Origin of the sequence: uncultured Tateyamaria sp., from assembly GCF_947503415.1 — a bacterium.
Lineage (GTDB): Bacteria > Pseudomonadota > Alphaproteobacteria > Rhodobacterales > Rhodobacteraceae > Tateyamaria.
In genome coordinates this window covers 2,059,894-2,082,934 of sequence record NZ_CANNDS010000001.1, presented here as the reverse complement: position 1 = coordinate 2,082,934, position 23,041 = coordinate 2,059,894, and the positions used below count along the sequence as shown (strand labels likewise).

The 23,041-nt window shown below is 59.1% G+C and carries 27 protein-coding genes; 13 read left to right on the top strand and 14 right to left on the bottom strand.

The features are described 5' to 3' along the window. Positions 1-21 precede the first annotated feature (21 nt). The 3 genes from Q1A32_RS10245 to folK form a co-directional block, all read right to left on the bottom strand. Entirely contained in the window at positions 22-2,163 is a 2,142-nt protein-coding gene (locus Q1A32_RS10245) for a bifunctional (p)ppGpp synthetase/guanosine-3',5'-bis(diphosphate) 3'-pyrophosphohydrolase (RefSeq protein ID WP_299652412.1), read from the bottom strand. Between the two features lie 22 nt (positions 2,164-2,185). Next, positions 2,186-2,539 (bottom strand): DNA-directed RNA polymerase subunit omega, encoded by a 354-nt coding sequence (gene rpoZ / locus Q1A32_RS10240; protein WP_039682236.1) that lies wholly within the window; start codon positions 2,537-2,539, stop codon positions 2,186-2,188. A gap of 72 nt (positions 2,540-2,611) precedes the next feature. Further along, positions 2,612-3,223: a 2-amino-4-hydroxy-6-hydroxymethyldihydropteridine diphosphokinase gene (gene folK, locus Q1A32_RS10235; RefSeq protein ID WP_299652410.1), complete on the bottom strand. Its 612-nt coding sequence runs from the start codon at positions 3,221-3,223 to the stop codon at positions 2,612-2,614. Between the two features lie 101 nt (positions 3,224-3,324). Here folK and Q1A32_RS10230 point away from each other — a divergent pair, with 101 nt between their 5' ends. Together Q1A32_RS10230 and ispH are read left to right on the top strand one after the other, a co-directional pair. Beyond that, the gene (locus Q1A32_RS10230; protein WP_299612840.1) at positions 3,325-3,897 is read left to right on the top strand and encodes an NYN domain-containing protein; all 573 of its coding nucleotides are present in this window, start codon (positions 3,325-3,327) and stop codon (positions 3,895-3,897) included. 75 nt (positions 3,898-3,972) lie between these two features. Further along, positions 3,973-4,923 (top strand): 4-hydroxy-3-methylbut-2-enyl diphosphate reductase, encoded by a 951-nt coding sequence (gene ispH, locus Q1A32_RS10225; RefSeq protein WP_299652408.1) that lies wholly within the window; start codon positions 3,973-3,975, stop codon positions 4,921-4,923. Here ispH and Q1A32_RS10220 read toward each other — a convergent pair whose 3' ends face one another. Next, a complete protein-coding gene (locus Q1A32_RS10220; protein WP_299652406.1) occupies positions 4,924-5,814 on the bottom strand; it encodes a LysR family transcriptional regulator in 891 nt (296 codons plus the stop codon). It lies immediately after the preceding gene. 96 nt (positions 5,815-5,910) lie between these two features. Here Q1A32_RS10220 and Q1A32_RS10215 point away from each other — a divergent pair, with 96 nt between their 5' ends. The 9 genes from Q1A32_RS10215 (at position 5,911) to Q1A32_RS10175 (ending at position 10,576) form a co-directional block, all read left to right on the top strand. Beyond that, on the top strand, positions 5,911-6,696 hold the full coding sequence (locus Q1A32_RS10215) for an aldo/keto reductase (RefSeq protein WP_299652404.1): 786 nt from the start codon (positions 5,911-5,913) through the stop codon (positions 6,694-6,696). Continuing rightward, the gene (locus Q1A32_RS10210; protein ID WP_299652884.1) at positions 6,680-6,883 is read left to right on the top strand and encodes a hypothetical protein; all 204 of its coding nucleotides are present in this window, start codon (positions 6,680-6,682) and stop codon (positions 6,881-6,883) included. The genes Q1A32_RS10215 and Q1A32_RS10210 overlap by 17 nt, the downstream gene beginning before the upstream one ends. Positions 6,884-6,956: 73 nt before the next feature. Then, on the top strand, positions 6,957-7,571 hold the full coding sequence (locus tag Q1A32_RS10205; RefSeq protein WP_299612850.1) for a LysE family translocator: 615 nt from the start codon (positions 6,957-6,959) through the stop codon (positions 7,569-7,571). 91 nt (positions 7,572-7,662) lie between these two features. Continuing rightward, positions 7,663-8,112 (top strand): DUF3429 domain-containing protein, encoded by a 450-nt coding sequence (locus Q1A32_RS10200; RefSeq protein WP_299652402.1) that lies wholly within the window; start codon positions 7,663-7,665, stop codon positions 8,110-8,112. After that, on the top strand, positions 8,113-8,703 hold the full coding sequence (locus Q1A32_RS10195; protein ID WP_299652400.1) for a bifunctional 2-polyprenyl-6-hydroxyphenol methylase/3-demethylubiquinol 3-O-methyltransferase UbiG: 591 nt from the start codon (positions 8,113-8,115) through the stop codon (positions 8,701-8,703). Continuing rightward, a complete protein-coding gene (gene rnhA, locus Q1A32_RS10190) occupies positions 8,696-9,151 on the top strand; it encodes a ribonuclease HI (RefSeq protein ID WP_299612857.1) in 456 nt (151 codons plus the stop codon). The genes Q1A32_RS10195 and rnhA overlap by 8 nt, the downstream gene beginning before the upstream one ends. A 258-nt stretch (positions 9,152-9,409) precedes the next feature. Continuing rightward, complete coding sequence (locus Q1A32_RS10185; protein ID WP_299612859.1) at positions 9,410-9,685, top strand: hypothetical protein; 276 nt, start codon at positions 9,410-9,412, stop codon at positions 9,683-9,685. Between the two features lie 270 nt (positions 9,686-9,955). Further along, positions 9,956-10,276, top strand: a complete 321-nt coding sequence (locus tag Q1A32_RS10180) for a hypothetical protein (RefSeq protein WP_299652398.1) — start codon at positions 9,956-9,958, stop codon at positions 10,274-10,276. A gap of 12 nt (positions 10,277-10,288) precedes the next feature. Beyond that, complete coding sequence (locus tag Q1A32_RS10175; RefSeq protein ID WP_299652396.1) at positions 10,289-10,576, top strand: hypothetical protein; 288 nt, start codon at positions 10,289-10,291, stop codon at positions 10,574-10,576. A gap of 13 nt (positions 10,577-10,589) precedes the next feature. Here the strand turns inward: Q1A32_RS10175 and Q1A32_RS10170 are convergent, their stop codons facing one another. Genes Q1A32_RS10170 through def (Q1A32_RS10150) form a run of 5 tightly spaced genes read right to left on the bottom strand, consistent with a single transcriptional unit; the run spans position 10,590 to position 13,256 of the window. Beyond that, on the bottom strand, positions 10,590-10,826 hold the full coding sequence (locus Q1A32_RS10170) for a hypothetical protein (protein WP_299652394.1): 237 nt from the start codon (positions 10,824-10,826) through the stop codon (positions 10,590-10,592). 10 nt (positions 10,827-10,836) lie between these two features. Next, a complete protein-coding gene (gene fmt / locus Q1A32_RS10165; protein WP_299652392.1) occupies positions 10,837-11,742 on the bottom strand; it encodes a methionyl-tRNA formyltransferase in 906 nt (301 codons plus the stop codon). Between the two features lies 1 nt (position 11,743). Beyond that, entirely contained in the window at positions 11,744-12,244 is a 501-nt protein-coding gene (gene def / locus Q1A32_RS10160; protein ID WP_299652390.1) for a peptide deformylase, read from the bottom strand. Next, positions 12,241-12,741 carry a peptide deformylase gene (gene def / locus Q1A32_RS10155; protein WP_299652388.1) on the bottom strand — a complete coding sequence of 167 codons (501 nt, stop codon included), beginning with the start codon at positions 12,739-12,741 and terminating at the stop codon, positions 12,241-12,243. The genes def (Q1A32_RS10160) and def (Q1A32_RS10155) overlap by 4 nt, the downstream gene beginning before the upstream one ends. After that, complete coding sequence (gene def, locus Q1A32_RS10150; protein ID WP_299652386.1) at positions 12,738-13,256, bottom strand: peptide deformylase; 519 nt, start codon at positions 13,254-13,256, stop codon at positions 12,738-12,740. The genes def (Q1A32_RS10155) and def (Q1A32_RS10150) overlap by 4 nt, the downstream gene beginning before the upstream one ends. Before the next feature lie 98 nt (positions 13,257-13,354). Between def (Q1A32_RS10150) and Q1A32_RS10145 the strand changes: the two genes are divergently transcribed. Both Q1A32_RS10145 and Q1A32_RS10140 read left to right on the top strand, forming a co-directional pair. Then, the gene (locus Q1A32_RS10145; protein ID WP_299652384.1) at positions 13,355-14,524 is read left to right on the top strand and encodes a MalY/PatB family protein; all 1,170 of its coding nucleotides are present in this window, start codon (positions 13,355-13,357) and stop codon (positions 14,522-14,524) included. A gap of 318 nt (positions 14,525-14,842) precedes the next feature. After that, positions 14,843-17,302 carry a S8 family peptidase gene (locus Q1A32_RS10140; protein ID WP_299652382.1) on the top strand — a complete coding sequence of 820 codons (2,460 nt, stop codon included), beginning with the start codon at positions 14,843-14,845 and terminating at the stop codon, positions 17,300-17,302. A 176-nt stretch (positions 17,303-17,478) separates the two neighbouring features. On the opposite strand, the gene Q1A32_RS10135 is transcribed toward Q1A32_RS10140, so the two are convergent. From Q1A32_RS10135 to Q1A32_RS10115, 5 genes are all read right to left on the bottom strand, one after another. Next, positions 17,479-18,990, bottom strand: a complete 1,512-nt coding sequence (locus Q1A32_RS10135; RefSeq protein WP_299652380.1) for a hypothetical protein — start codon at positions 18,988-18,990, stop codon at positions 17,479-17,481. Further along, complete coding sequence (locus Q1A32_RS10130; RefSeq protein ID WP_299652378.1) at positions 18,987-19,832, bottom strand: hypothetical protein; 846 nt, start codon at positions 19,830-19,832, stop codon at positions 18,987-18,989. Before Q1A32_RS10130 ends, Q1A32_RS10135 begins: the two co-directional genes overlap by 4 nt. 128 nt (positions 19,833-19,960) lie before the next feature. Further along, a complete protein-coding gene (locus Q1A32_RS10125; RefSeq protein WP_299652376.1) occupies positions 19,961-21,202 on the bottom strand; it encodes a cytosine deaminase in 1,242 nt (413 codons plus the stop codon). 5 nt (positions 21,203-21,207) lie between these two features. Continuing rightward, on the bottom strand, positions 21,208-22,263 hold the full coding sequence (locus tag Q1A32_RS10120) for an ABC transporter ATP-binding protein (RefSeq protein WP_299652374.1): 1,056 nt from the start codon (positions 22,261-22,263) through the stop codon (positions 21,208-21,210). Continuing rightward, positions 22,260-23,039: an ABC transporter permease gene (locus Q1A32_RS10115; RefSeq protein WP_299652372.1), complete on the bottom strand. Its 780-nt coding sequence runs from the start codon at positions 23,037-23,039 to the stop codon at positions 22,260-22,262. Before Q1A32_RS10115 ends, Q1A32_RS10120 begins: the two co-directional genes overlap by 4 nt. Positions 23,040-23,041 lie beyond the last annotated feature (2 nt).

Here is a 23,041-nt window from a genome sequence, read left to right as displayed (position 1 = left end):
TTTCCGCCCTTCGCTTTCGCCCTAGCCCGCGATCATTGCCTGCCCAGCGGATTGGGCGGGGCGACGGTAGCGGTCAATGGCGGCCACATCACTCTCTGCTTCCAGGGCGCCCATCAGCGTATGCAAATGCTGAGCATCCCGAAGTTCTACGTAAATCAGAAGTCGGTAAAAGTCCGGTTTCCGATCCATGAACTCAAGATTGGAAATATTGGCCTTGCTCTCGCCAATCAATGTGCAAATACGCCCCAGTACCCCCGCATCATTGCCAATGGTCAGGTCCAGCGTCGCACCATAGACCGCAGGGTGGCTGCCATCATGCCAATGCAGGTCGAGCCAGCGATCGGGCTGGTTCTCATATTCGACAAGTCGGGCGCAGTCGATGGCATGCACCACAACTCCTTCGCCCCGAAAGGTGATACCGACGATGCGTTCGCCCGGCAGCGGGTCGCAACATGTCGCGCGTTGAAAGGATTGGCCCGGCAGCAGACCAATCACGGCGCGGCGGGCATCCACCTGCTTGCCGGGTTTGGGCGTCAGATCAGGATATATGGCCTGCACCACATCGCGTCCTGTCAGCTCAGCCGACCCAAGGCGGGCCAGCACCTCATCGGCATCCTTCAGACGCAGATGCTTGGCTGCTGCTTCCAGTGCCTTATCCGTCGCCTTCTTGCGAACGTGAGCAAAGGCTGAGCGCGCGAGTTCGCGACCCAGCGTGATGAACCGGTCCCGGTCCGCTTCGCGCAGGGACCTCCGGATCGCTGTCTTGGCCTTGCCCGTGGTCGCAATCTCAAGCCATGTGGCCTGAGGTGTCTGACCTTCGGCGGTAATAATGTCGACCGACTGGCCATTTTTGACGCGCGTCCACAACGGCACGCGCATCCCATCCACTTTAGCACCGACGCAAGCGTTGCCGATCCGCGTGTGGATGGCATAGGCGAAATCAATCGGTGTGGCCCCCTTGGGCAGTTTCACCACCTCGCCCTTGGGCGTGAAGCAGAACACCTGATCCGAATACATCTCCAGCTTCACGGCTTCGAGAAAGTCTTCGTGATCCTCTTCGCTGTCGAATTGCTCGGTCAGTTGCGAAATCCACTTGGCCGGATCGACGGCAAAGGGGTTCTGCGAGCGCACACCGTCGCGATAGGACCAATGCGCGGCCACACCGGTTTCGGCCACATCGTGCATCTGCCGGGTCCTGATCTGCACTTCGACGCGCTTGCCGTCACGGCCCGAAACGGTTGTGTGGATGGACCGGTACCCGTTGGTCTTGGGCTGGCTGATGTAGTCCTTGAAACGACCGGGCACCGCGCGCCAACGCTGGTGGATGGCCCCCAAGGCACGATAGCAGTCCTCTTCGGTGCCTGTGATGACGCGAAAACCGTAGATGTCGGACAACCGGGAAAAGGACTGATCCTTTTCCTGCATCTTGCGCCAGATGGAATATGGCTTCTTGGCCCGGCCAAATACCTCCGCCTCGATATCGACCTTTTCCAACTCGTGACGCATATCGCCGGTAATGCGTTGAATGACGTCACCGGTTTCGCGCTGCATGGTAATAAAGCGGCGGATAATCGAAGATCGCGCATCCGGATTCAACACTTTGAACGCCAGATCTTCCAGTTCTTCGCGCATCCACTGCATACCCATACGTCCGGCGAGGGGGGCGAAGATATCCATGGTCTCGCGCGCTTTTTGCACCTGCTTATCGGCGCGCATTGACCTAATCGTGCGCATGTTGTGCAAACGATCGCTCAATTTTACGAGAATTACCCGCATGTCTTTTGACATAGCCATAAAAAGCTTGCGGAAATTTTCTGCCTGCTTGGTTTCAACTGACGACAGCTGCAGATTTGTCAGTTTCGTCACGCCATCGACCAGCTTGGCGACCTCGTCGCCGAACTGGTCAGCCACCATGGTGTAGTTGGCTTTGGTGTCCTCGATCGTGTCGTGTAACAGAGCCGTAACGATGGTTGCATCGTCCAGCTGTTGCTCGGTCAGAATGGCAGCCACAGCGACCGGATGGGTGAAGTACGGCTCACCTGAATGACGGAACTGACCATCATGCATCTGACCGCCGAACTCATAGGCGCGGCGGATCAGGTCTTCGTTTGTTTTTGGGTTGTAGTTGCGGACCAGCGCGATCAGGTCGTCGGCAGATATCATATGGTCCGCACCCCGGGCGGCGTTAGCCTTGGCCTTGGGCGGCCATCAGCTGACGCAGAAGCATCTCTTCGGACATGCTGTCTTCTTCCGGCTTGTCCTGTTCGGCACCCATCAAAAGCGCCATTGCGTCTTCCTCGGCCTCATCGACCTCGATCTGGCTCTGGTTCGATTCGATCAGACGCTCGCGCAGCTCTTCCGAGCTCTGCGTCTCTTCCGCGATCTCGCGCAGAGACACGACGGGGTTCTTGTCGTTGTCGCGATCCACAGTAATCGGCGCACCGCTTGAGATTTCGCGCGCACGATGTGCAGCCAGCATCACCAGCTCAAAACGGTTCGGAACCTTGTCAACGCAGTCTTCAACGGTCACGCGGGCCATGGGTGTGCTCCAGATCAGCCATAATAGGTAGAGGAGCGCTATTTAGGCGCGATTGGGGTGAATGACAAGCGGCTATTCGGCTGTAACGATCATAGAAAGGTCCTCAGGCGGCAGCGCATCACGCATCTCGACAACACTGCGGCGCGTGATGGGATGCACCCAATCCGGGGCGACGTCGGCCAGCGGCACCAGAACAAAGGCACGTTCATGCATGCGAGGGTGGGGCAGAAGCAGCTGCCCAGGGGCCGTATCGCGCTGTTTGTCGAGCGGCAATTCCATCCATGTACGCACCGTCGCTACGTTGGGGCGAATGGCATCACCGTGGGCAAGCAGATCCAGATCGATAATCCTCTGCTCCCAACGCCCGGCACGACGACGCCCCAAACCGGCTTCTATCTCGTGAAGCCGCGTAATTGTCTCGGGCGCAGACCATGGCGCATCGATAGCCAGGGCCGCGTTCACAAAATCGGGACCGCTCCCGGAAGGCACCGCTGGGGTCCTGAAAAACCGACTTTTGCCGCGAATCACTGCACCCAAATTTTCGAGCTCAGAGGTCGCCTTTTGAAGCGTTTCGATGGGTGACCCTACGTCAGATGACATGTTTGACCCTAGGGCAACTAGTATGTTTGACCGATTTTGAGGCAGAGTTCCGCCTGTTTTGACCCCAACCGTGACTTGCGGCATAATTAAAATCACCTATTTTTCCATCCACCGTCTTTCTCGCGTTTTAACGCATTCACTCACGGAAATCACAGGCGGTACCCGAATTTTCGGAAGGACATTTTATGTTTTACAAAGACGAACGGCTGGCGCTGTTCATCGATGGGTCAAATCTTTACGCTGCGGCCAAAGCGCTTGGGTTCGACATCGACTACAAACTACTGCGTCAAGAGTTCATGCGTCGTGGCAAGTTGCTGCGCGCTTTCTACTACACCGCCTTGCTGGAGAATGACGAATACTCACCCATTCGCCCGCTTGTGGATTGGCTGAATTACAACGGCTTCACCATGGTGACCAAACCGGCCAAGGAATACACCGACTCGATGGGTCGGCGTAAGGTCAAGGGCAACATGGACATCGAGCTTGCCGTAGACGCGATGGAACTGGCGCCGCGCGTCGATCATATCGTTCTGTTCTCTGGTGACGGCGACTTCCGGCCTCTGGTCGAAAGCCTGCAACGTCAGGGCGTGCGTGTGTCGGTTGTTTCGACCATTCGCAGCCAGCCACCAATGATCTCGGACGATCTGCGCCGTCAGGCCGATAACTTCATCGAACTGAACGAGCTCAAGGACGTGATCGGCAGGCCTCCGCGCGAACCGATGCCTGAACGTGAAGAACGGGTTCAGGCCCAAGGCTAAACGTCCCGCCGGGCTGGACCCTGCGCGCCGAACACCTTACCTCTGGGGCATTCACTGCCCCGGAGACGTGCGCCCATGACAAAGCCTGCATTGACCCTCTACCTTGCCGCCCCGCGTGGGTTTTGCGCAGGCGTTGACCGTGCCATCAAGATCGTCGAAATGGCGCTCGCCAAATGGGGTGCGCCCGTCTTTGTGCGGCACGAGATCGTGCACAACAAATTCGTCGTAGACGGCCTTCGGGACAAAGGTGCTGTCTTTGTCGAAGAGTTGAGCGAGTGTCCGGATGATCGGCCTGTCATCTTTTCGGCCCACGGTGTGCCCAAGTCTGTGCCCCAAGCCGCCCAGGCGCGCGAGATGATCTATGTCGACGCCACCTGTCCCTTGGTCAGCAAGGTACATATCGAAGCACAGCGCCATTCCGACAACGGTTTGCAAATGATCATGATCGGCCACGAAGGCCATCCTGAAACCGTCGGCACCATGGGGCAGCTGCCCGACGGTGAGGTTCTTCTGGTGGAAACGGTGGATGATGTGGCGACCGTTCAGGTCCGCAACCCGGACCAATTGGCGTTTGTCACACAAACCACCCTGTCCGTGGACGACACCAAGGATATCGTGGCGGCCCTGCACACGCGTTTCCCCAATATCGTCGGCCCACACAAGGAAGACATCTGTTACGCCACCACCAACCGTCAGGAAGCGGTGAAGGCGATGGCCCCCAAGTGCGATGCCATGTTGGTCGTGGGCGCGCCCAACTCCTCCAACTCAAAACGCCTTGTTGAGGTCGGCGCACGGGCCGGTTGCAGCTATGCCCAGCTGGTGCAACGGGCGACCGACATTGATTGGCGCGCACTCGACGGGATCACATCCATGGGCATCACCGCTGGTGCGTCGGCCCCTGAGGTGCTGATCAACGAAGTCATAGACGCATTTCGCGACCGCTATGACGTGACGGTTGAGATGGTGGAAACTGCGGTTGAGAACGTGGAGTTCAAAGTGCCGCGCGTCTTGCGCGTCCCGGCCTGATCAGCCCAATCGATCACCGCACCACGCGGCGATATACTCGGCAAATGCCTCGACCCGTGCCGGGCGGCGTGCGCCAGCCGCCAAAGCAAGATTGACGGGCAAACGGGCTGCGCGCCAATCTGGTGCAACATCGACCAGCATGCCGTTGTCCAATGCAGACGCGACGAACCATCGCGGCAGGATGGCGACGCCAACCCCCTGACGCACAGCCTGTTGCACTGCAAAGATGTTGTCGCTGGCCATGCGGGGCGACACGGAAAAGACGGTTGCGACCCCCTCCCGATTGAACAGTTCTATCCGGTTGCCCTCAAACGGGCCTAGAGTCACCCAAGGCAAGGCCGCCAAATCCACATCGCCCGTTTCCGGCAGACTTTCCGGCGCTCCCACCACCAGCCGTTCCACCCGCGCCAGCTCACGCACCACAAGCGTGTCATCGGGGACCGGTCCAACCTTCAGCCAGCAATCGCACCCTTCCTCGGCAAACCTGATAGGATCGTCACGCAACTGCCAATCAACGGTGACGTCAGGGTGCTGTTTCATGAACCGCGCTGTCCCGTTGACAAGCAGGCTTTGACCCAAGGCCACAGGCGCAATGACACGCACACGCCCGGCAAGCGTTCCACCCTCGGCGGTACGCTCCTCGATTGCTTCCCATTCGCCGATCAGTCGCCGCGCGTCTGCCAACAGGTCGAGGCCATCCGGTGTCAACGTCACATCATGGGTGGTGCGGCGCATGAGGACCACGCCCAGGCGTGCTTCCAGAGCTGCCAATTGCCGTGACACTGAAGGTTGCGACACATCCAGATCGCGCGCCGCTGCAGAGAGCGACCGGCGCTCGGCCACGCGTACGAACGTATCCAACAGAGACAGGCGATCAAATCGTGATGTCATACGCCAAACGCATAGCAGTGTTACGTATCATACGGCTACCGATATTCGCAACGACACGTACCTTTCTGTCATCGCAAACGGAAAAGGACCCGCACAATGACACAGACAACTTTCAGCTTTGCCAATGGCAGAACCGTGAACCGCATTGGCTTCGGGGCAATGCGCCTCACCGGGCAGCCCCGCAACTTCGGCTCCTACCCAGACTGGCAAGGCGGCATCGACCTCTTGCGACAGGCGCGTGAGCTTGGGGTCAACCACATCGACACTGCGCGGGCCTACGGTCCGCACCACAACGAGCGGCTGATCGCAGATGCGTTACTGACCGACGATGGTACCTATGGCGACATGTTCATCGCATCCAAAGGCGGCGTGGAAAAAGACGCCACCAGCATGTCACGGGATACATCCGGTGCCACCCTCTTGCGGCACCTCGATGAAAGCCTGGCGAACCTGCGCACCGATCGGATCGATCTTTACTATGTGCACATGCCGGATGGCGTAACGCCGATCGCTGAAAGTGTCGCGGCGTTGGAACAGGCGCGACAAGCGGGCAAGATCGATATGATCGGTCTGTCGAATGTCACCCGTGCCCAAGTGGAAGAGGCCCAGAAAGTCGCACCCATCGCCGCTGTCCAGAACAGGTATTCACCCGCTGACACCCGCGACGACGCGCTCGAAAAGCTGATTGACTGGCTTGATGACCAAGGCATTGCTTTCGTGCCGCACGGACCCTTGGGCGCAAACCCGATGAAACACGGCGCAACGGTCAATCCGCAACACGCTCTGCAGACGCTGTTGGCGCGCGCGCCAAACATGCTGGTGATCCCCGGCACAACCCGCATCGCGCACCTGCAGGAAAACGCAGATGCTTGGGTGGCATGACGTGCGCCGTCTCCTGATCACTTGGGCAGCAGCGTGGGTCACGATCACCGCGCTGCTGACCCTACTGGGCGAGATGATCGAGCAGTGGCCACTGATGGGTCAAACACTGCTGCTGACCGGGCTGATGGTCCCGCTGATGCAAGCAGTGGTGCCTTTGGTCACCCAGCTGACCGACCACAGGTCCTGAGCAAGCGCATCCTCCCTTTACCGCACAACCGTCTGCGCCTAGCGTCGGCACAGACATCCAGAAGGCGCACTCCATGCTCTCACTCCAATTTCTGCTCACCGCCCTTGTGGTCGTCATCGCGCCGGGCACCGGCGTCATCTACACCCTTGCCCTTGGGCTTGGGCAAGGCAGGCGCGCCGCACTTTGGGCGGCACTGGGCTGCACTTTCGGTATCGTGCCGCACCTGGCCGCCGCGACGCTGGGGCTGGCGGCGATCCTGCACACCTCTGCACTGCTTTTTAACATCGTGAAATTCGCAGGCGTCGCTTACCTGCTGTACCTTGCCTGGGGCAGCCTGCGGTCTGGCGGGGCACTGAACATCTCATCCCAACGCAGCGCAGATGCAGGATGGCGGATTGCGCGGCGGGGCGCGTTGATTAACATCCTGAACCCGAAGCTGTCGATCTTCTTTCTCGCCCTCCTGCCGCCTTTCCTGTCGGGCAACGCCGCTACAGCCACTATGGAGATGACCACGCTTGGCCTCGTTTTCATGGCTATGACCTTTGCAGTCTTTGTTCTTTATGGCACCTTCGCGGCTGCCGCGCGGCATTGGGTTCTCGGCTCAGAAACTGTCATGCGCTGGCTGTCGCGCAGCTTCGCCGCCATTTTTGCAGCGCTCGCAGGTCGTTTAGCCTTTGAACGGGCATGACTGGCGACAAGCAGGCCGGTTTGCACCTTGTCAACGGCACCAAAACGGCCGACACCCCGGGCACCCAACAAACCAAACCGATTTCCGACCCATGACGCAGATCCCACGTGCAGCTTTGATCCTTGGCCTTGCCGGCCTGATCCCCTTCCTGTGGGGCGCGGCCACCGTGCTCAGGCCCGATCTTGCCGCGTTTGGGCAGAAATACATGGGACCACGTTTCGTTGGGCCATATGTTCAACTGTTCTATGGTTCAGTGATCCTGTCGTTCATGTCGGGTGTGCTGTGGGGCTTCGCAACCAAAGCCAGCGGTGCGCAGGCCGCAACGGGCTACGCCCTGTCGGTGATCCCGGCCTTGTGGGCCTTCTTCATGACCGGAGGCGGGCCAACAAGTGCTGCGCTCAACCTGATCATCGGCTTCGTAGGTCTTCTGATGCTCGACTTTTCCTTCTCCCGCTGGGGGCTGACTCCACCGTGGTGGATGCAACTGCGGCTCTTGCTCACGGCGATCGTCGTGGCCTGCCTGACCATAACGGTGATCTGAATGAGCGACCGCGAGACACTCGACGTTTATGCGTCCAAGGCCGCTGAATATGCGGACATGGTGCAGGAGACGGGCGAAAACCCGATGATCCAGAAATTCATTGCAGCCATCCCTGCGGGCGGCTCCATTCTCGATATCGGGTGCGGGCCAGGCTTTGCCGCTGGTGCCATGGCACAGGCGGGGCTGGATGCGCACGCATGGGACCCGGTGCTTGAAATGCTTGCACTGGCCCAAGCCTACCCGGGTGTTACCGCGCGGCAAGCAGGGTATGATGACCTGACGCAAACCGATACGTTTGACGGCATCTGGGCCAACTTCTCAATGCTGCACACACCGCTCAGCCGGTGGCCCGATCAGTTCGCGGCTATCCATCGCGCCCTTAAACCGGGCGGCATTTTCCACTTTGGCACTAAACTCGGCACCGGAGAATCGCGCGACAGCATTGGGCGGCTCTATTCCTACATGACCGAAGCGCAGTTGAACGAGGTGCTGACAGCCACCGGTTTCACCGTGACCTACACTCGCACCGGGGAAGAGGCGGGTCTGTCCGGCGAAGTGGCGCCCTTCATCGTGTTGCAAGCCATTGCCTAAGCTGTTCGCCTACACAGACGGTGCCTGCTCCGGCAATCCCGGCCCGGGCGGCTGGGGCGCCCTCTTGCGCGCGATGGACGGCGATACGATCGTCAAGGAACGCGAGCTGAAAGGGGGCGAGGCGCAGACCACCAACAACAAGATGGAGCTGATGGCCGCCATCGCAGCACTTGAAGCGCTCGACCGGGCCAGCACCATCACCGTCGTGACGGACAGCAACTACGTCAAAAACGGGATCACCAGCTGGATTCACGGCTGGAAACGCAACGGATGGAAAAATGCATCAAAGAAACCCGTCGCCAATGCTGATCTCTGGCAACGGCTCGATTCTGCGCAGGCAAGGCATGATGTGACGTGGGAATGGGTCAAGGGACACGCAGGGCACCCTGAAAACGAACGTGCGGACGAGCTTGCGCGGGCAGGTATGGCCCCGTTCAAGAGCAAGTGACGCAGGGGCACTTCGGGTAAACAGGCCAAAAAACACCTAATCCAAAAAAGAATTCGGGCCGTTTGTTACAAGATTTTTGGACCTTACTGCCTTGATTCAAATACACTTAATCGACAAACGGCTCTGAATTTCTCACTCAAATCTACCATTTCCATGACAGTTTGTGACCGTTTGGTCCCTTATTGTTACAGCCCTTTTCCGCTATCTCTTTCCCAAGACGAACGGCCATACCGGCCCTAACGCTAAGGAGAAGAGAAGATGAAACTGACAGCCACAAAGACCCCGCTTCTGATCGCAGCCATGGCCACTGCCGTTACACTGACAAGCCTCAGCCCCGCCAGCGCCAATGCAGTTTGGGCCAGCGCCACGGCCGTAGATGTCGAAAGTGCTCAGGTGATTGATGCAAACTTCAAAGTGAAACTGAAGAAGCACAAGTTCCACCACGGCTACAAATTCCACGGCGTGAAGAAAAAGAAATACGTCTCGCCCAAGAAAAAATTCGTCACGAAGAAAAAATTCAAGAAATTCTTCTGATGCAGCGCTTTCAGTGCGCACGAATGCGAACGGCCCGCTCCTCCCCCAGGCGGGCCGTCTTGCTGTTTGAACAGTAGATTGCGCCCCGGACGTGATTGCGTCGTGAGCAGCCAATCCCCTGTTTCAAAAGCACCTTTTTAACGATCAGACCGATCCTGAGCACCCACTGCACACGCGCATGTGCACAGCTCTGCCCTTATCGCAGAGGTCGAGCGGCCCTAGCTTTTGAATATGCACGGCACACCCGCGCACCAAAAGCAGGAGAGCGACATGGCCCTGAAGATGACAAAGACCCCGTTTCTTATCGCAGCCATTGCCACGACCGTCGCGCTTATGGGCGCGGGGCCTTCTCGTGCCACGGTAACAGATCCCGGACTTCACCTGATTTCCGAACCGACTGAGGTTGTTGAGGCCAAGTTCAAGGTCAAGAAACGCAGCGTGCACAAACATCGTGGTTTCAAGCACCGCAGTCTGAAACGACACCGCAGCTTTCATCATCGTAGTTTTCGGCATCCACATCGGCTAAAATACCGTGGTTACCGGCACCACCCAAAGACCCGTTCGCGGATTATCATCAAGAAACGGTTTTAATGAAGGCGCGGCATGACACAACGCACACGGTTTTTCTGGATAAATGTGGTGGCTGCCAGCGTTGTGTCCGCGTCGATGGTACAGGCCGGTGATCACACCCGAACCGGCAGCAACCTCCACAAAAACCAAACCATTATTCAGTTGCAACGCCCCAAGGGGTTGACGTCAGGGTTCCGCGCGGCAAAGCCGTCCAGTCATCTTTCGCCCAATGTTCGACTGGCCAAACCCTCAAGCCATCTTGGCCCGAACTTCCGAACGACGCCACATGGGCATGTGGGACAACCCGGCGCGCGCCACTGAACCATCCGCCCGCTTACTTGCGCCAATGGGTCGGCACGATGATCAGCGCGCCAACGGACGATACAATCGCGTTCAAACCGGGGCTGGAGAACCCAAATCCGAACATCAGCCGCACAAAGTAGAACAGGAACGCGCCACCGATGCAGATGATGATCGACTGCAAAATCCCATTATGGGTAAAGCGTGTCTTTTCCGACAGGTAGCCAACGATGCCTGCAATGACGACGGTTCCGATCAGGGTGGGAAACATGCCCGCTCTCCTACAGTTGCGTGCCTTTGGTCATCGGCATCCCGCGCAAAAACACTTCAGCATCCTGCGCGCCTTTGCCCGCCCGTTGCAAGCGGGTCAAGCGTACGGCACCGGTTCCACATGCGACGGTCAGCGCACCATCCAGCAGCGTTCCAGGTGTGCCCTGCCCGTCCGCAAGTTCTGACCCAAGTACCTTGATGCGCAAGCCAGCATGCTCGACCCACGCGCCCGGAAAGGTTGACAACCCGCGGATCTGACGGTCGACCTCGACGGCATCGCGGCTCCAGTCAATAGCGGCTTCGGCCTTGTCGATCTTGTGGGCGTAGGTCACGCCCTCCTCGGGCTGCGGCATTGCCGAAAGGTCAGGCAATTGCGCCAGCGTATTGACGATCAATTCAGCGCCAATCCCCGCAAGTCGGACATGCAGCACCGCAGTCGTCTCGTCAGGTCCAATCGGCGTTACTTCCCGCATAAGAACCGGACCGGTGTCCAGACCCGCCTCCATCTGCATGATGCACACGCCCGTTTCGGCATCGCCCGCCATAATCGCACGGTGAATGGGCGCCGCCCCGCGCCAGCGCGGCAAAAGGCTCGCGTGGATGTTCAGACAACCATGGGCCGGCGCATCCAGAATGGGCTGCGGCAGGATCAAACCATACGCCACAACCACCGCGATATCGGCGTTCAAGGCTGCAAACTCCGCTTGCGCCGCCTCATTGCGCAGGGACACCGGATGGCGCACTTGCAATCCCAACGCCTCGGCGCGCACCTGCACCGGGCTGGGGCGATCCTTCTTGCCTCGCCCGGCAGGGCGCGGCGGCTGCGTATAGACACAGACAATCTCGTGGCCGGCACTGTGCAGCGCGTCCAAGGCCGAGACCGAAAAATCCGGCGTTCCCATAAAGATCAGGCGCATATCAGGTTGCCTTCCTTGCCTTGCGCAGCAGCATATCGCGCTTCACCCGCCCCAGATTGTCAAAGAACATCCGCCCTGCAAGGTGATCAATCTGGTGCTGCACGCTGCGCGCTTCCAACCCGGCAAAGTCGCGGCGGTCGATGACGCCCTGTTCATTGAGAAAACGCACGGTCACAGCTTTGGGCCGCGCGATCTCTGCGGACACACCGGGCAGATTCGGGCTCGCTTCCGTGCCCTTCACGATCTCGGGGTCAGATGACAGGATTTCCGGGTTCGCCAGCAGGACCCGGCGGCTTCGATCCGGTGCAGCGTCGACCACGGCAAGGCGCAGCATGACACCGATCTGCGGGGCGGCAAGCCCCACACCATGACCGGGCATCGCAATCATTGCATCGACCATATCTGCCCAGATGTCCCGCACCGCATCTGTAATTTCAGTCACGTCTTCCGCAGGCGTTCGCAAGCGCTTGTCCGGCCACGGAATGAACGGGCGCACGATCACGTCTGCGCCTCATAGGCGTCCAGAATGGTTTCGCGCTGCACATCGTCCACTCGGTCCAGGGTCAGAATTCCATCCAGATGATCCAACTCATGCTGGGCACAACGCGCGGCAAAGCCGGTCAGCCATTGTTCCTGCACCACACCATCCAGATCGGTCCACACCATCCGCACGGACGCAGGACGCTCCACCTGAGCTGTCACACCGGGGATCGACAGGCACCCTTCGCCTGCAATCTCGACATCATCGCTGCGGTCCAGAATGTCAGGATTGATGCAGATGACGGGCGAAGGCTCACCCTCTTTCCAGGTTGCATCCATGACAAACAGGCGCAGCATCTCGCCAATCTGCGGCGCTGCCAGGCCCCGTCCCGGCGCCGCATACATTGTCTCAAGCATATCGGCCGCCAAGGTGCGCACTTCAGGGGTAACCGCCTCAACCGGTGCACATACCGCCTCAAGGCAAGGATGCGGCCACTTCAGGATATTGCGCAGGCTCATGCCCGCGCACGCTCCCGCTTCAGTTTGACCATCTTGCGGGTGATCATCTGGCGTTTGAGGGGTTTGAGGTAATCGATGAACAACTTGCCATCGAGGTGATCAATCTCGTGCTGCACACATGTTGCCCACAGCCCGTCCATGGACTCATGTCGCTCGTTTCCATCACGGTCAATCCACCGCACCTCAACCTCAGCTGGTCGGGTCACATCGGCAAACTGATCAGGGATCGAAAGGCACCCCTCTTCGTAGGTGTTCAATTCGTCCGATGACCCCACGATCTCGGGGTTGAACATGACCAGCGGTCGGGGCGGTTCATCATCGGCTTTCACGCAGTCCAGAACGATCAAACGGGTCAGCACGCCCACCTGCGGCGCCGCCAGACCGATGCCTGGTGCGTCATACATCGTCTCCAGCATATCATCAGCGAGGCTGCGCAATTCATCCGACAGATCGGGCACAGCAACAGCCGACTTTTTCAAGCGTGGATCGGGGTGCAAGATAATGGGTCGTTTCATGCCCTGCATGTAAGACAACCGACCTTGCCGTGCAATGTCCCCTTGCACCCGCGCACGTGCACGCTAGCCTGCCTCTCAACCAATGACCGGAGACACCCATGAGCTTTGATACCATCATCGACCGCCGCGGCAGCCATTGCGTCAAATGGGACATGATGGAGGCGATCTACGGCGTTGATGGCGACAAGGGCCTGGCCATGTGGGTGGCCGATATGGACTTTCGCCCGCCGCAATGTGTGCTCGACGCGGTGCAGGCACAAATCGATCATGGTGTCTTTGGTTATTTCGGGGACGACAGCAAATACCGCGAAGCCATCCAATGGTGGATGAAGGAACGTCACAACTGGACAGTAAATCCTGATCATATCTTCACCACGCACGGGCTGGTCAACGGCACCGCCATGTGCGTGGAGACCTACACCCAACCGGGCGACGGGGTGGTCCTGTTCACGCCCGTGTACCACGCCTTCGCCAAGGTGATCAAAGCCAACAATCGCCGGGTCGTGGAATGTGAATTGCCTTTGGCAAACGGCCGGTACGAGATGGACTTCGACACTTGGGACGCCCAGCTCGACGGGTCCGAAACCATGGTCATCCTCTGCTCGCCGCACAACCCCGGTGGCCGGGTCTGGACGCGCGATGAACTGGAAGGGGTCGCGGCCTTTGCCAAGCGGCACAACCTGATCCTTGTTTCGGACGAAATTCACCACGATCTGGTCATGCCCGGTCACACGCACATCCCCATGACGCATATCGAAGGGATCGAGGATCGGCTGATCATGATGACGGCCACAACCAAGACTTTCAACATCGCAGGCTCGCACTCTGGCAACGTCATCATCCGCGACCCCGACCTACGTGCGAAATTCGCGCAGCGCATGGCAGGCTTGGGCCTCTCGCCCAATTCATTCGGGCTGTTCATGGCGACAGCCGCATATTCTCCCGACGGAGCCGTGTGGGTAGATGAGTTGGTCGATTATCTGGACGGCAACCGCAAGCTATTCGACGAAGGGGTCAATGCGATCCCCGGTCTATACTCCATGCCACTCGAAGCAACCTACCTGTCATGGGTCGATTTCGACGGAACCGGCATGTCGCGCGAGGAATTCACGAAACGCGTCGAAAAGGACGCCTGCATTGCCGTCAACCACGGTCCGACGTTCGGCCAAGGCGGGGACAGCTGGTTAAGGTTCAACATCGCAACACCCCGCACGCGGGTGCAGGAAGCGGTGGAACGCCTCGCGCAAGCTTTTGGGGATTTGCAGTAACGGGCGGGCGACCGATCTTTCGAAATGCCGCACGGCAATCGGTGCACCTTGCGCGGGAATACCTCGGGCATTCATTGAAACTGCATGTTTCCGAAGCGCCATTTGGTCTGCCCGACGGACCAACAAAATCAGCCAAGTCTAAGCCCAAATCACCAGTGTCCTGACGGCATGTGCATCCGTTGCCGAACCTCGCCTGCTTTGCGATGGCACCAAAAATGTGTTACTATTCACGCGGGGCGGGTGCATTCATTTTTCGCACGCGCTCTCGTCAACTTGATTTAATACGCTGTTTTTAAATATTTATTTAGGAGATTTCCCATGTTCACAGGGCGCTTTCGCACTGATATTTTGAGTAATGCGATCAACACTCCCTTGCGCACCATCACCAAGAAGGACCTGACCAGCCAGCTTGCCGGACGTCTGGGCAATGTGCCCGGCGTCGTCCAGTCGGACGGGCCGGACATCAACGAAGACCCGCCGCAGAAGGAAGGTGAACGGTCAGGATTCATCGTGATCAGACTGGCAGAGGTGGACAACGTTCACGCGCTGGATGATGCCGACACGCTTGCAGAGGTCGCCAAAGCGATGAACCTGACAAGCCTTGCCAAACTCATGGACGAATTCGACCTTGGCGAAGGGCGGCGACTTGTCACCGCAGTCAGGCCCGGCCAGTTGCGCGAGATGGAAAGCATTGCCCGGCAAAGCCCGTTTCCGCCACTTCACAGCCTGCTGAACTATTGGGTTGTCGATGCCCGCAACCATGGTGGCCGGGAAAGCGAGATTGCCAAACGGCTCCAGGCGACGGCTGGCGTAGACAGCGCCTACCCACAGGAAAATGGTGACGATCCGGCCGTAAACCCTGCCAATGACCCCTACAATGCCCAACAAGGGTATCTCGATGCCGCGCCGACGGGGATCGATGCCCGGTGGGCATGGACGCAGCCTGCAGGATGCGGAGACGGCATGGGAGTTGTCGATGTCGAACGTGGTTGGCGGCTGGCCCACGAAGACTACGTGGCAAAGGCTCCGACCTTGCTGAATGGGGACAATCGTCCTGCAAGCGAGAACCACGGCACCGCCGTTCTGGGTGAGATGATCGCCGTGGACAACACCGTCGGCGTTGTCGGCATCGCGAATGCGGCGGCTGTCGTCCACGCATCCTCCTACTACGACGCAGCCACAAACACCTCGGCAGACTTCACCAATGCCATTGTCGCTGCGATTAACGCGCTGAATGCGGGTGACTGCATCATTCTCGAGATACAGATCGGCGGCGCCCCCGTGGAACGGGTCGACGACGCATTTGACGCGACCCGATTGGCAAGTGCCCTTGGGCGGATCGTGTTTGAAGCGGCAGGGAACGGGTCGGTCAACCTCGACACCCTGATGGTTGGCGGCCTGAATATCCTCAACCCTGCCTCTGCGGACTTCCGCGACAGTGGCGCCATAATCTGCGGCGCGGCTATTGATACAGTTCCCCATGAGCGGGCGGGGTTTTCGTCCTTCGGTGCCCGTGTGAACTGCTATGGATGGGGTCAGAACGTGGTAACGGCCGGATACGGGACGCTGGACCCCGGCACCGGTCCGGACGACCGATATGCGAACGCCTTCAACGGCACCAGTTCTGCCACGCCGATTGTCACGGGGGCAGGCATGGTTGTGCAGGCGATGCACGAGAATGCCACCGGCGCCCGGCTGTCCCCCTCGCAGATGCGGCTCATCCTGTCGAACCCTGCAACCGGCACGGCGCAGGGCCCGATGGTGGCTGGCAACATCGGCGTGATGCCCGATCTGCGTGCGATCCTCGAAGGGAACCTCGGCCTGTCTGCCGACGTCTATGTGCGTGATAACATCGGTGATGATGGCAGCATTCCGTCGTCGGGTGGTGTCAGCGCCAGCCCCGATGTGATCGTGCGCCCTGTACCCGTCGCCGATCCCCAAGCCAGCTTTGGTGAAGGATCGGGCACTGAGAATTCGACCACGCTCGGGTATCAGGTCGAAGCCGGACAGGACAATTTCATCTATGTCCGCATGCGTAACCGTGGCAGCCAGACAGCCAACAACGTAACAGCCAGGGTCTTCTGGAGCGAGGTGTCAACGCTTGTCACGCCAAACATGTGGAACCTGATCGGCACGACAGCCCCAGTGACGGCACCTGACGACGACAGCCTTGTTGTGGCTGATGGTGTCACATGGCAGGAGGCGGATATTCCCGGTCCCGGTCACTATTGTTTTGTCGCGATCCTCGATCATCCGGCGGACCCGGCCCCGGTGCTGCCTGCAAGTTTTCCCAGCTTCAGCAGCTTTATCCGGGACAACAACAACGTGGCCTGGCGCAACTTCAATGTTGTCGATGACATTGACGACCCAGCTGGCGATCCGTCGATACAGGACTTTCTGATCGTGAACTTCCCGGATCAGGAACGCCGTGTGTTTGACTTCGTGATTGATCGCCGATTGCCACGCGAAGTGCAGGTTACGATGGATGTGCCGGTACAGTTGGCCCATGCCATCTGTGGTGAACTGGATCTGAAATGCGAGTTCACGGACAAACGTCAGCGCGCACGCATCCTGATACCGTCTGCGCGCCGCATGGTGGTGCCGAAAGTGATCTTGGGGGCAAACGCCCAGCTAAAATGTCGCTTCATCGTCGAAGGCCTGTCGAAATACGGGCGTCCCGGCAATGCGCTGTCCATCGGGCAATTCTACAAAGGGCAAGAGCTTGGCCGTGTGAGCTGGCAATGGACCAAGAGGCGTGACCCGAAGAAACTCGGGTAATACCAACACCGCTGGCGCTAAATTATCGGCGCCAGCGCTACCACCATTCCCATAGTCGCGTTCCACATGGGTGCATTCATACAGTGCCAAAACGCACGGACGTCCTACATCGTCAGTTGAGGCACGCACGCGCCAAAGACACTAAGGACAAGCGGATAAGGCTTCAAAACTCCCAATTATTCGCAGGTGCCCGTACCTGCTGGCAGCGACAGTGTTCGGGCATCGCCGGAGAGTACGAGCGCGAGCGACCCTTCTGTCGAAGGCGGAAGCAAAACGAAGCGAATGCCGTTCGGCCCATCCATCGGCACCTGTCCATTGATGGCAGTCAGAGTAACACCCGGCTCGACAGCAACGACCCGCTCCTTGCTCGCCGTGCAGCCCGTGGTCAGCGCTATACCATCGCCAAGGTCAAATGTCTGTCCGTCGCGCCCGGTCGCATCCCAGTTCGGGCGCGATTGCCACGTGCCAGTGGGCGCAGAGCTTCCCGCGTTCGACGTGGCAATTGTCTCTTCCGCAAAGGCCGCAGTGCCATTCGCAAGGGCGGCAAGCCTGTCCGTTCCCATCTGTCGAAGCGCGTCAATGCAATGAGTTTCGCCGTCAGCCCATCCGAGCATGGGACTGGCCGCCTGATCGTAGTCCTTGCTGTCGGTATTGGGGTTGTACCGTTCTGGCACACTGCGCCAGAACTGCACCACAAATACGGGGCGTCCGCCTGACGACGGCGTGGCATGGGTCACGCATGTTGCAAGATGATCGCCGGGTCGTCCGGTAAACGGGGCTTCCATCGCCATACCCACAGGCACCAATGGGACTGTCCTGTCGATCTGCGCGATCCGTGTCCCGCCGCCACCGTTCAGATCAACCTCCCATACAGAATAGCTGACAACCGTCTGAAAGCTTTCATCGAAGCCGGTGCCCTGACTTGCGCTGTAATAACCGCCGATGTACCCGAGATCGCTGTAGTCATGGAAGATGATCATTCGCCCAATTTCACTGGCCACGCGCGGCGGCAAGCCACCTCCATCCGGCGCGCCAGCGGGCATCATCCAGGCGGCTGTTGCCACGCCCGCAGCTTGGGTTGCCCGCAACGCATCAGCGATGGGCAAAAGCGCCCCGCTGCCGTCACCCGCACGCGCGATCAACCCGACAAGCCCATTCGTGGGATGTGAAACCGGCGCGCCGATACTGAGCGTGTTGAAGGCGTCACTGCGCAAGATCACCCGATCACCACTTCGACCGGACGGCGTGGCAAGCGCCAACGGGCGTTCCCAGCCACCCAGCGCGTTTTGCGTCATGAAGGACAGTCCGTCGGCCGAGGCAGGATCATATGTGCTGGTCAACGGTTGGCGCGTCATCGCAACATTTGCGAACTTGGCGTTCATCTCCTCTTGGGTCGGTGCAATGGAGATCAGTGCCAGACTGTCATGCCCAGGCATGGGGATATAACTGGTCACGCTATGGCAGGCAGACTGCTCCCACGTCTTGACGCAAACCCCGGGTGTTTCCGCGACAGCGCGCCCCGTCACGAAAACAAGGTTCCCCGGCTCCCCTCCGATCGCCGTCGCGGTTGCAACGGGTGTCCCTTCGGGGCCTTCCACCATGGCTCCGAACAAAAAGAGCTCGTCCGCGGTCTGTGCAGTTGCGACAAAAGGCATTGCAATCAATGCGATGAAGGCGAAACACCTCATGGCTGCGCCTCCATTTGGGTTCCGTTCCACGTCCAGATCACGTCACAGACCTGCGCTGGTCCACCGCATGTCTGTCCTTGCGTGGTGGTTTGCAACGCACTCAGGCCGTAGGCGCGATCAACAAGCCTCGGGTTCACGCCAAGGATCTGTTGTCGTCCCCCCGTCTGCGTAAATACCAGATCAATGGTGCAAAATGCGGCCCCGCAAAATCCAGCTCCGCGGCCTTTTGAGCGGTCATCACAGGTGACGCCAGCCCAATTCAGAATGATGTCGGGCCTGTCATCCCCGTCCAGACGACCGGTGAACTCGGCCCCTTGCGCCAGTGCATAGCCGCCACCGCAGGCTGATGTGATCAATTGGTCCAGCAGCGCACCAGGTACGGCCGGTGTCGGACTTGCCGCCACAGTGCTGCATCCGTCCAGAACAGTAGCCAATGCACGCGACGACCCGCGCAGCGACACACTGACCGGAGGCTGGTTTTGCGTCCCGATTGCGGCCTGTGACCCTGACTTCAATGCTTCGACCAGTCCGGATGGCGGGGTGCCGTACCAAAGCCCGTCCGGCGGCACATGGGTTCCATTGATCACAAAGCTGACCCCGTCCACAATCACGGCGAACTGTTCGACACGCTCCGCCCCAGCAACGGCGGCAGCCCAACCCTGTGTCCAAAGGAATGGCTGGCGATCCAGACACATGACGCCAAGCGCACCCCCTTGCGCCGTCACGCCAAAAGCAGAGTCGTAGCCGACGAAGATTTCCGAGCCCGGTCCGATCCGCCACTCAGCCGCTGCGGCAACTGGATGCAGACAAAGAAAAAGCACCAGCAAAAATGCGCGGGTCATATGTAAAATCTCCCCTTCTTAAATGGGGAATATGGTGCACAGCTGATTTTGGCAGTCAATCGCAATGCCCTGACGTGTGCCAGCGCGCACTTTCAAGGAGGCACGCCCCCGACTTCGGCATCCATCTGTCAGAAGTCGACCGTCAGATCCGTGACCGAAGGATTAGTCCGCGCCACCACGCGCCCGTTTGAGACGACGAAAAGGCGTGCAGGGCGCAGGCGCAAGGCATCTATCCGATCCATCGCATCCAGAACCACAAGACTGCCCCGCTTTCCGGGTTCCAGACCAAATTCCATCCCCATGATCTGCGCTGGCGTTCGGGTCACCATGTCAAACGCGGTTCGCATGGCATCGGGTGCGGTCATATGGGCAACGTGCAGACCCATATGGGCGACGTCCAACATGTCGCCGGACCCCAGCGGATACCAAGGATCCCGCACGCAATCCTGTCCAAAGGCCGCAGTAACCCCGGCCGCCAGCAACTCCGGCACACGCGTCATGCCGCGCCGTTTCGGGTAGCTGTCCATGCGCCCCTGCAAGGTGATGTTGATCAGTGGGTTGGGGATCGCCGACACGCGCGCCTCTGCGATCAACGGCAGCAGCTTGGCTACATAGTAGTTGTCCATGGAATGCATCGACGTCAGATGCGATCCGGTCGTGCGGCCCTGAAGCCCACAGCGGATCGTCTCGGATGCCAATGTTTCAATGTGGCGGCTGAGCGGGTCATCACTTTCATCGCAGTGCAGATCAACCATCAGACCACGGTCCGCCGCCAGTTCACAGGCGGCCCGCACTGCCGCAGCACCATCGGTCATCGTCCGTTCGAAATGCGGGATGCCGCCAACCACATCCACACCCGCATCCAGTGCACGCACAACGTTCGCTTCCGCTGTCGCGGACCTGAACCAGCCGTCTTGCGGAAAGGCGACAAGCTGCAGGTCCAGTACGTCGCGCACATGGTCACGCACCTCAAGCAATGCCTCAACGGTTTGAAAGCTCTTGTCGGTGACGTCCACATGGCTGCGGATCGCCAGTACGCCTTTCCCAATCGCCTCACGGCAATAGCTCAGGGCACGGGCCACAATGTCCTCTCGGGATTGCAGTTTTTTCAACTCACCCCAAAGCGCGATCCCCTCGAGCAACGTGCCCGACATGTTGACCCGCGGTGTGCCGTAGCTTTGTGTCGCATCCATGTGGAAGTGCGCGTCGACAAATGGCGGGCTCACCAATTTACCACCTGCGTCAACGACCTGAGCGGCGTCAGCAGTGATGTCGGGTTCCACTGCCGCGATCATACCATCCGCAATTGCGATATCGACCGTGCGGCCATCGGGCAGAAGACCGTTTTTGACGAGCAGATCAAAAGTCATATGCGCTAATCCTCCATCACATGGGCTGCATCGGGCGACCAACTCAGCCAGAACCGCTGGCCGGGTTCCGGCGACAATGCCGCAAGCTGTGTCTCGTTCACTTGCGCCTTCAGTTCCTCGCCGCCCGGTCCTTCGAAATAGCAGATGATACCTGTGCCCGCGAATTCCTCCGATACGAAATCGGCCGGGATGGCGGCTGTCGAAGGCGGGGTATCATGTATTTCCATACGATCAGCGGCCACCACAATCTCCGTGTGGCCTTCCGTGGCACCGGGCAATGGATACTCTGTACCGTCGATTATGATGATGCCGCCGGTCACGGTCCCTTCCAGAATATTGTTGCGTCCGACGAACTCAGCCACAAACCGGTTTTTAGGCGCGCGAAATATCTCTTGGGGTGTGCCGATCTGCGCGATTTCACCCTGCCCCATGATGACAACCCGGTCCGCCATCGCGAAGGCTTCGGATTGCGAATGGGTCACGTAGACAAAGGTGATCCCCAGCTCTTTCTGCAACTTGGTCAGAACACCCTGCATCCGAATGACCAGATGCGCATCAAGCGCGGACAACGGCTCGTCCAGCAACAGCATCTGAGGTTCGGTCACAAGCGACCGCGCCAATGCAACGCGTTGTCGCTGGCCGCCGGACAGGTCGTCGATCCGGCGTGTTTCGAACCCTTTGAGCCCCATGCGGTCCAACCACAACATTGCGCGGGCGTCACGCTCGCTGGCGGGGACCCCGCGCATTTTCAGGCCGAACTCGACATTTTCCTTGACGTTCAGAAACGGAAACAAGGCCAGGGATTGCCAGACCAGCGGCGTGTCGCGGTCGTGCACAGACACGTTGTTCATCGCCTTCCCATCAATGCGTATGGTCCCGGCGGTTGGCGTTTCCAAGCCCGCCAACATGCGCAAGCTTGTTGTCTTGCCACAGCCCGAAGGCCCCATGATGGCCACGAACTCACCACGCCCGATGGTGAGGTCGAGCGCTTTGACGGCCTCGAACGGGCCATAGCTTTTCTTGATACCCGAGAAGTCGACAAGTGGATCAGCTTCGGTCATTTCGCGGACTTTCTGAGGATAAGAAGTTGTGCCACGATGACGAGGGTCATCGACGTCAGAAACACGACGGTCCCGATGGCATTGATCTGTGGATCGACATTGCCTTGAAGGATTTCAAGGATCATCACCGGCACCGTTTTGTTCAGGCCCGAGACGAACCACGCGACAATGAATTCATCAAAGCTGACCGCCGCCGTCAGGCAGTAGGCCGAGATGATGGCAGGCGCGCAAAACGGTATCACGACGGAACGCATCGCCCGCCAAGGGGACGCACCAAGGTTCCAGGCTGCGGCCTCCAACGACGGGTCCATCTGCTGCAAGCGCAATCTGCAAATCGCCATGGCAAAGGGCGCTCCCATAACTGTGTGGGCAATAATGATACCCGGCAATGTGCCTGACAGCCCCAGCCGGGACAGCCACGCCAACATCGCCAGCCCCATGATGACCAGCGGAATGGTGGGCGGCAGCAAGGCCAGCGCCAGGTATGCGTTCTTGAAGCGGAACCCGTACCGGAAATCTGTGTAGGCGGTCGCAAACCCCAGGCACGTGGACAGGGCCGCCGCTGCGGCTGCCACAATCAGTGAATTGCGAAATGCCGTCCAGACTTCGGGCCGGGAAAAGGCTGTTTGATACCATTGCAACGTAAACTCACCCAACGGGACCGTCGGAAACCGGTCAGAGTTGAATGAGAACACCATGCTCGTCACGATGGGTGCAAAGACGAAGGCAAACAACGCCGTCAGATAGACCCACGACAGGGTGTTTCCCAGACGCATGC

Coding starts and splice junctions, on each gene's coding strand:
- Q1A32_RS10220 (WP_299652406.1), bottom strand. CDS start 5,814: ATGACATCACGATTTGATCGCCTGTCTCTGTTGGATACGTTCGTACGC.
- Q1A32_RS10120 (WP_299652374.1), bottom strand. CDS start 22,263: ATGACCGAAGCTGATCCACTTGTCGACTTCTCGGGTATCAAGAAAAGC.
- Q1A32_RS10130 (WP_299652378.1), bottom strand. CDS start 19,832: ATGACCCGCGCATTTTTGCTGGTGCTTTTTCTTTGTCTGCATCCAGTT.
- rpoZ (WP_039682236.1), bottom strand. CDS start 2,539: ATGGCCCGCGTGACCGTTGAAGACTGCGTTGACAAGGTTCCGAACCGT.
- Q1A32_RS10170 (WP_299652394.1), bottom strand. CDS start 10,826: ATGTTTCCCACCCTGATCGGAACCGTCGTCATTGCAGGCATCGTTGGC.
- def (WP_299652388.1), bottom strand. CDS start 12,741: ATGAGCCTGCGCAATATCCTGAAGTGGCCGCATCCTTGCCTTGAGGCG.
- folK (WP_299652410.1), bottom strand. CDS start 3,223: ATGCCGCAAGTCACGGTTGGGGTCAAAACAGGCGGAACTCTGCCTCAA.
- Q1A32_RS10195 (WP_299652400.1), top strand. CDS start 8,113: ATGAGCGACCGCGAGACACTCGACGTTTATGCGTCCAAGGCCGCTGAA.
- Q1A32_RS10210 (WP_299652884.1), top strand. CDS start 6,680: ATGCTTGGGTGGCATGACGTGCGCCGTCTCCTGATCACTTGGGCAGCA.
- ispH (WP_299652408.1), top strand. CDS start 3,973: ATGACAAAGCCTGCATTGACCCTCTACCTTGCCGCCCCGCGTGGGTTT.
- Q1A32_RS10245 (WP_299652412.1), bottom strand. CDS start 2,163: ATGATATCTGCCGACGACCTGATCGCGCTGGTCCGCAACTACAACCCA.
- Q1A32_RS10215 (WP_299652404.1), top strand. CDS start 5,911: ATGACACAGACAACTTTCAGCTTTGCCAATGGCAGAACCGTGAACCGC.
- Q1A32_RS10205 (WP_299612850.1), top strand. CDS start 6,957: ATGCTCTCACTCCAATTTCTGCTCACCGCCCTTGTGGTCGTCATCGCG.
- Q1A32_RS10185 (WP_299612859.1), top strand. CDS start 9,410: ATGAAACTGACAGCCACAAAGACCCCGCTTCTGATCGCAGCCATGGCC.
- fmt (WP_299652392.1), bottom strand. CDS start 11,742: ATGCGCCTGATCTTTATGGGAACGCCGGATTTTTCGGTCTCGGCCTTG.
- Q1A32_RS10175 (WP_299652396.1), top strand. CDS start 10,289: ATGACACAACGCACACGGTTTTTCTGGATAAATGTGGTGGCTGCCAGC.
- Q1A32_RS10200 (WP_299652402.1), top strand. CDS start 7,663: ATGACGCAGATCCCACGTGCAGCTTTGATCCTTGGCCTTGCCGGCCTG.
- Q1A32_RS10135 (WP_299652380.1), bottom strand. CDS start 18,990: ATGAGGTGTTTCGCCTTCATCGCATTGATTGCAATGCCTTTTGTCGCA.
- Q1A32_RS10125 (WP_299652376.1), bottom strand. CDS start 21,202: ATGACTTTTGATCTGCTCGTCAAAAACGGTCTTCTGCCCGATGGCCGC.
- Q1A32_RS10180 (WP_299652398.1), top strand. CDS start 9,956: ATGGCCCTGAAGATGACAAAGACCCCGTTTCTTATCGCAGCCATTGCC.
- Q1A32_RS10230 (WP_299612840.1), top strand. CDS start 3,325: ATGTTTTACAAAGACGAACGGCTGGCGCTGTTCATCGATGGGTCAAAT.
- Q1A32_RS10115 (WP_299652372.1), bottom strand. CDS start 23,039: ATGCGTCTGGGAAACACCCTGTCGTGGGTCTATCTGACGGCGTTGTTT.
- Q1A32_RS10145 (WP_299652384.1), top strand. CDS start 13,355: ATGAGCTTTGATACCATCATCGACCGCCGCGGCAGCCATTGCGTCAAA.
- def (WP_299652386.1), bottom strand. CDS start 13,256: ATGAAACGACCCATTATCTTGCACCCCGATCCACGCTTGAAAAAGTCG.
- Q1A32_RS10140 (WP_299652382.1), top strand. CDS start 14,843: ATGTTCACAGGGCGCTTTCGCACTGATATTTTGAGTAATGCGATCAAC.